7 protein-coding genes and 1 tRNA gene are annotated in these 5,492 nt (G+C 56.6%); 4 read left to right on the top strand and 4 right to left on the bottom strand.

What is annotated here, in order from left to right:
* The first annotated feature begins 151 nt into the window (after nt 1-151).
* Nucleotides 152-622: a GNAT family N-acetyltransferase gene (locus tag RAE09_RS11580; protein ID WP_316981748.1), complete on the top strand. Its 471-nt coding sequence runs from the start codon at nt 152-154 to the stop codon at nt 620-622.
* On the opposite strand, the gene RAE09_RS11575 is transcribed toward RAE09_RS11580, so the two are convergent.
* The gene (locus tag RAE09_RS11575) at nt 619-867 is read right to left on the bottom strand and encodes a hypothetical protein (RefSeq protein ID WP_239274593.1); all 249 of its coding nucleotides are present in this window, start codon (nt 865-867) and stop codon (nt 619-621) included. The two genes, RAE09_RS11580 and RAE09_RS11575, sit on opposite strands and share 4 nt — an antisense overlap.
* A 245-nt stretch (nt 868-1,112) precedes the next feature.
* Nucleotides 1,113-1,185: transfer RNA gene (locus RAE09_RS11570), tRNA-Ala, on the bottom strand.
* 157 nt (nt 1,186-1,342) lie between these two features.
* On the opposite strand from RAE09_RS11570, the gene RAE09_RS11565 reads away from it, so the two are divergent.
* Entirely contained in the window at nt 1,343-2,206 is an 864-nt protein-coding gene (locus tag RAE09_RS11565) for a polysaccharide deacetylase family protein (protein WP_316981747.1), read from the top strand.
* Nucleotides 2,206-2,754 carry a DNA-3-methyladenine glycosylase gene (locus tag RAE09_RS11560; protein WP_316981746.1) on the top strand — a complete coding sequence of 183 codons (549 nt, stop codon included), beginning with the start codon at nt 2,206-2,208 and terminating at the stop codon, nt 2,752-2,754. The genes RAE09_RS11565 and RAE09_RS11560 overlap by 1 nt, the downstream gene beginning before the upstream one ends.
* An 18-nt stretch (nt 2,755-2,772) precedes the next feature.
* Here RAE09_RS11560 and RAE09_RS11555 read toward each other — a convergent pair whose 3' ends face one another.
* Nucleotides 2,773-3,258 carry a MarR family winged helix-turn-helix transcriptional regulator gene (locus tag RAE09_RS11555; protein WP_316981745.1) on the bottom strand — a complete coding sequence of 162 codons (486 nt, stop codon included), beginning with the start codon at nt 3,256-3,258 and terminating at the stop codon, nt 2,773-2,775.
* Nucleotides 3,259-3,324: 66 nt separating this feature from the next.
* Entirely contained in the window at nt 3,325-3,702 is a 378-nt protein-coding gene (locus tag RAE09_RS11550) for an MmcQ/YjbR family DNA-binding protein (RefSeq protein ID WP_316981744.1), read from the bottom strand.
* A 301-nt stretch (nt 3,703-4,003) separates the two neighbouring features.
* On the opposite strand from RAE09_RS11550, the gene RAE09_RS11545 reads away from it, so the two are divergent.
* Nucleotides 4,004-5,347 (top strand): IS256 family transposase, encoded by a 1,344-nt coding sequence (locus tag RAE09_RS11545; RefSeq protein ID WP_179386209.1) that lies wholly within the window; start codon nt 4,004-4,006, stop codon nt 5,345-5,347.
* Nucleotides 5,348-5,492 lie beyond the last annotated feature (145 nt).

Below are 5,492 nucleotides of genomic sequence, written 5' to 3'. Positions count from 1 at the left end.
CCAACCAAGGCAACTAAGCCACGACGATCCGATTCAGACAACGAATGAAACGGGCCAACAACCCCAGACACAACAACACCCTCCTAAGGGAAAGTGTTGCAACGACCCTCTGAACTCAAGCGCTGCTGCCCCGCCGTCTATCGTGGATCTTATGGAACTTCGCGCAACGCAGGAATCTGACCGCACCTACCTCGCCCGCCTCAATTTCCTTACCGATACCTTCGGTGACGAGCACGGCGAGCTCTCCCCCGACTTCGCCGATGATTTTGCCTTCTACGTGGAAAATTGGGATCCCAACCAGGGCGGTTTCATCGCCTGGCAGGAGCTCGTCCCGGCGGGCGGCGTGTGGCTCAACTGGGGTACGGAGGACAATCACGGCTTTGGCTTTGTCGAGCCCGCCATTCCGGAGCTCGCCATCGCGGTCGAGGCCCGCTATAAGGGCCAGGGCATTGCCACCGCGCTTATCGACGCCGCCATTTCCCTCGCCCACACCCTGCGCGCCCCAGGCATCTCGCTAGCCGTCCACCCCGATAATCCCCGCGCCAAGGGTCTCTATGAACACCTCGGCTTCGAGCACGTGGGCAGCCACGAGGATCACTTCGTAATGGTCAAGCGCTTCTAAAGCGAACGCAGGCGGGCGTGGGTGACGTAAATCGGCTCGTTATCCACGGCCGTCTTAAATTCCTCGGTCAGGCCAGCCATAACCGCCTCACGCGCCTCTTCGCGGGTGCCGTGAAAGCTCACAACCTCGCCATCCACCGCGGCCTCGCCGCGCTTGCGTACCACAACAAATTCCGCGCCCTCCGGCGCCGCAACTTCCTTGTCTGCGGAGGTAAAGGGATCACTGTAGCGAGCATTGGCGGTCATGGTTGGTCTCCTGGTGATATCGGGGGACAGTAATAATTCCCCATTCACTGTACTGAAAGATTCTCCCCGCGACCTTGCACACTTCCGCCCTCTTCTTTCGCAGATCACGATTTTCGTCCATATAAACCAGCACAACCGTCGACGAAAACCACGGTTTGTATGGACGAAAATCGCTAACTCAACCCCCTGAGCCCCACCACGTAAAAAGTCCGGCCCCTCCGAAGAGGAAGCCGGACTTCATGCTGTGGAGCATAGGAGAATCGAACTCCTGACCTTCTGCTTGCAAAGCAGATGCTCTACCAATTGAGCTAATGCCCCAGTACCTAAATACTTTACTACCGCAGGCGAAGTAACTCCAAACCTGAACCGCTCAAATCACTTTGGCCACTTTAGGCATGTCCTATCACTTCCGTAACACGCAGGCGCTAGGGTCATGGGCACATCGTGTCCACTTTCCCTCATCCTTAGGAAGACTATGCGTCGCATTCTCACCTCCGCCCTCACCGTGCTCGTTGCGGCTGCCGTACCGGCGGCTGCTAACGCACAGTTGCCGCAGATTCCACAGCTGCCTGCGTCCTCCAGCTCGAATATCCAAGACGAAATCAACCACCGCATCGATGACGCCCGCGCGCAGGTCGAGGACATCTCCTCCAAGGCTTTCCCGCACAAGGCTCCTAAGCAGAAGGCAACCACCCCGGCCCAGGAGAAGAAAACAGAGCCACGCAATAATGGTGGCGTCGACTGTGCCAACTGCGTAGCTATCACCTACGATGACGGCCCAGGCGCCGAAACCAACCGCCTGCTGGACAAACTTAAAGCCAAAAACGCCCACGCAAGCTTCATGGTTCTCGCCCCCAGTGCTGAGCAGCACCCTGAGCTCCTCAAACGCATGAAGGCCGAGGGCCACACCATCGGCAACCACACCAAGAGCCACCGCCAACTCAACACGCTGTCCTACGAGCAGGTATCCCAAGAGATCGACGCCGGCAACGCCGCTATTAAGAAGGCCACCGGCCAGGGCACGCGCTGGGTACGCCCGCCCTACGGCGCTACCAACGCCACCGTGGATCAGGTAACCCGCGATAAGGGCGTCTCCCAGGCGCTATGGGACGTCGACACCGTGGATTGGAAAGACCGCAACTCTGAGCACGTCTGTTCCTCGGCCGTACAGGGTGCCCGCGCCGGTTCCATTGTTTTGATGCACGATATCCACCCCACCACCGTGGACGCCGCCGATTGCGTCATCGATGGCCTACGCGCCAAGGGCCTCGAGCCAGTGAGCCTGGATCGCCTCCTGCGTACCCCCGTGGCAGGTAAGCGCTACTACGCTCGTGGTTGATGATTGATTTTGCCCTGACTGCCGACGCCGTCGCTCCCCAACTCCTCGGCTGCACCCTCACCCATGCCGGGGTGAGCATCCGCCTCACTGAGGTCGAGGCTTACCTAGGCGCCGAGGACTCCGCGGCACACACCTTTAATGGCAAGACCCCGCGCAATGCGGCCATGTTCGGTCCGCCGGGCAGGTTCTACGTCTATATTTCTTATGGCATCCACCGCAACGTCAATATCGTCTGTGCCCCTGAAGGCACTGGCCAGGGCTGCCTGCTGCGTGGCGGTGAAATCATCGAGGGCGCCGACACCGCCTTCGCCCGCCGTGGCACCTCTGATTTTCATAACCTCGCCCGCGGGCCGGGAAACCTCGGCAAGGCCTTAGGCTTCACGCTCGAAGACAACCACCAACCGATTCAGATTGTAGAGCGAACATCCGAACCAGAATGGGTACGCGGACCGCGCATCGGTATCTCCAAAAACCAGGAAGCGGCCCTCCGGTTTTGGATCCCCTTCGATAAAACCGTCTCGGGCCGCCGCGGCTATCCCAAGAAATAGCCCTGCTCGTTTCGCTAGCTAATAGCGCCCACCGTAGCGCTCATCATTCTCGATGGCCTTAATGATCCGCTGATTAATCTGCAGCATCTGGCGAATCTGCGTACGGGTGAGGCTATCCATCACGGACTTGCGCGCCTGCTTAGCGTGCCCAGGCGCAGTCTCAACTACCTTGTCCCAGCCGCTATCCGTCAGCTGTGCCATGGTGGTGCGCCCATCAGTCGGGCATGGCTGACGCACGACCCACCCCTGTTTTTCCAGGCGCGTAACGACCTGACTCAAACGAGACAGAGATCCATTCGCGGTCAATGCAAGGTCACGCATACGCATCTCGCGATTTTCCGCCTCAGATAGCCGCGAGAGCACCGTGTACTCAAAAAAGCTCAGACCTGCGTCATCACGCAGCTGAGCATCCAAAATATTGGTCAAGCGAATATTTACGCTCATTAGGGATATAAATGATGCCAGTTCTTCATCATTTAGCCAGAAGTCATCGCGCTCGGTCATGAGATTTATCTTAACAACAAGGCTTTAAATCTAAAGTGACTCGTCACTGTCCTAAACGCCAAGGCCTTAATGCCCAGAGGACGGATCGATCGGCCGCTGCCCTCTCGGCAGCTTCTCCACCACCAAACGATAGGAATCCGTGACTAACTCCTCTATCAACTGTTGGTGCAGTTCTGCGTGTGAGTAAACGGAAACCCAATGCCGCTTATTCATGTGGTAGCCCGGCGCAATGAACGGATACTGCTGCTGTAGCGCTTGGCAATCCTCCGGCTCGGCCTTAATGATCATTTGCTGTTGACCTGTCACCGCTGTCAATAACAGGAAAATTTTGCCGCGTACTTTGAATACTTCCCAGTCGGGCCCGAAAGGATGCTGTACCTGCGAGCCGAGCATCTCTTCGGCGCGCTGCCGCGCAACCTTGTAGATGCCGCTCCCGTCCAACATCGCCCCCCATTTCGTTGTTAGCAGTTCCACCTCAGGGCACCGAAGATTCATAGCCTGTCCACCCGATTGGGCGGGCTATGTTTATTTCCGTTCCCTCCGTCTGAAAGGACAGTGGAACTAGTCGCTGGCTTCGGTATGGCTTATTCCCGCCCCTGTCTGAAAATGATCCGGGGGTGATGCCGCCGAAGACAGTGACATACTCAAACAGCTCAATAGGAACCTGACCCAGCCCAGGTGGTACGAGGAGAGTGTCTGATGGTTTGTGTGTGGGTTTCCAACCTGCATAAGGAGATAAGCCAGAATGACTACTGTGACAAGACGAGATCCGGCCGATAAGGCCAAGATTGACGCGATTGAAAAGAAGCTGCTTGCTAACCCCGAAATCGCGAAACTGATTGATGACCTAGGCACATCGACAACGGATGCCAACGACCTAGTTCGGGGCATGCTGCAAGCCTCAATCACCAGAGGTTTGAATGCTGAAATGGATGCCCACCTTGGCTACGAGTCCGGCGACAGGAGCGGCAAAGCTGCAGCTGGGACAGACAATCACCGCAACGGGTCGTACACAAAGACCGTGGATTCGAACTACGGGCCGGTAACCGTTGATGTCCCTAGGGATCGGGCGGGAACATTCTTGCCGACTATGGTCCCTAAAGGCTCGAGGCGATTGACTGACGTTGATGACATGATTGTCAGCTTGTACGCCGGTGGAATGACCATTAGGGATATCCAGCACCACATGGCAACTGCGATGCGGGTTGATATCTCTCATGAGACGATTTCTGCGGTTACTGACGCCGTCTTGGATGAAGTAATGGTCTGGCAAAACCGCCAGCTAGACGAGTTCTACCCGGTCATTTTCCTGGACGCACTACGCATTAAAGTCCGCGATGGAGGCCGAGTTGTCAACAAGTCCGCGTACATGGCAATCGGCGTGGACCTCGACGGGATCAAGCACATTTTGGGATTGTGGATTGCCAAGGAAGAAGGTGCATCCTTTTGGGCGCAAGTGTGCGCCAACCTTTCCAATCGTGGCGTCAAAGACGTCTTTATCGTCTGCTGTGACGGGCTGAAAGGCCTACCAGAAGCAGTAGAGGCAACCTGGCCGAACTCTATGGTGCAAACCTGTATCGTGCACCTGATACGTGCCGCGAACCGGTGGGTGGCCTACGGTGATCGCCGGGCTGTATCCGCCGCGTTGAAGAAGGTCTACACCGCCGCAGACGAGTCCACAGCCAAGGCAGCTTTAGCCGAATTCGAGGCTTCCGAGTTGGGTGAGAAGTATCCACGCTCAGTCAAGGTCTGGCAGGACGCATGGGGGCGGTTTGTCCCGTTTCTGCAGTTCCCGCCAGCAGCGAGAAAGGTCATCTATACGACGAACTCCATTGAATCGTTTAATAATGAGCTGCGTAAAGCTACCCGCAACAGGGTGCAGTTCACCAATGATGAATCCGCGCTGAAGACGCTGTGGTTGATGATCTGCAACATTGAAGATAAACGAGCGGCAAAGAGGGCAAAGGAGGGCAAACGGGTCTCCGCGACAGCCGGCAGACTCATGGAAGGAGCCCGAGTTTCCGGTTGGAAACAAGCCATCAACCAAATGGCCGTGGCCTACCCCGACCGCTTCGACAAATACCTATAAACCCAGCCCCACACACAAACAACTTGACGCTGATAATGGGAATACAGGATCGGAACCACGTGGAATGACCCACTTCTTGACTGGCCATGATCTCCTCATGTGCCTTCAGCGTGATCTGTCTTCCATGTTAGTTCCGACCCTGTAC

The organism is Corynebacterium tuberculostearicum (genome assembly GCF_032821615.1).
Classification (GTDB): Bacteria; Actinomycetota; Actinomycetes; order Mycobacteriales; family Mycobacteriaceae; genus Corynebacterium; species Corynebacterium tuberculostearicum_H.
This window is presented reverse-complemented; position numbering and strand designations above follow the sequence as displayed.